This is a genomic window from Kosakonia sp. H7A (genome assembly GCF_003028445.1).
GTDB lineage: Bacteria > Pseudomonadota > Gammaproteobacteria > Enterobacterales > Enterobacteriaceae > Kosakonia > Kosakonia radicincitans.
In genome coordinates this window covers 1-556 of record NZ_PYTZ01000055.1, presented here as the reverse complement: position 1 = coordinate 556, position 556 = coordinate 1, and the positions used below count along the sequence as shown (strand labels likewise).

The 556-nt window shown below is 66.9% G+C and carries 1 protein-coding gene; it reads right to left on the bottom strand.

Annotation, left to right across the window (positions count from 1 at the left end; all coding sequences use genetic code 11):
• A partial coding sequence (locus tag CWM66_RS28105; protein WP_199200075.1) for a CocE/NonD family hydrolase occupies positions 1 to 556 on the bottom strand: 556 nt, incomplete at both ends.

Sequence of the window (556 nt, the reverse complement as noted above, 5' to 3'; positions counted from 1 at the left end):
GTCGGACACGTACTCCTCGTACTCGCCCTGCCCCGCCGCCGGCGCCTGGAACGAGAGCTTGCCACCGGCCTGCAGGTAGAGCGGACGGGCCTGCGCCGCGCAGCCTTGCGCGCACGAGCGCGGCCACTGCTGCAAACGGTCCCAGTGGTTCTCGCCGGTGTTGTAGATCAGCACCGGCGGCGTATCGGCCTTGGGCGCGCCATCGACCAGGTACTGGTCGAAGAACGGCCGCAGCACATCGCGGCGGAACTGGCGCGCCGTGTCGCCGTCGAACTTCAGCGCACCCAACGAACTGCCGTCGTAGTTCACCTGGCTGTGCCGCCACGGGCCCATCACCAGGTAGTTGAGCGTGTTGCCCGTATCGCGTCCTTCCATCGCCTGGTAGCTGTGGTTGGCGCCGTACATGTCCTCCTGGTCCCACAGGCCCTGCAGCCACATCGTGGGCACCTTGAGCGGCGTGTTGGCCATCACCTTGTCCAGTGCCTGTTCCTGCCAGAACGTGTCATAGGCCGGGTGCTCGGTGAGCTTGTGCCACCACGGCAACTGCTCCAGGCCG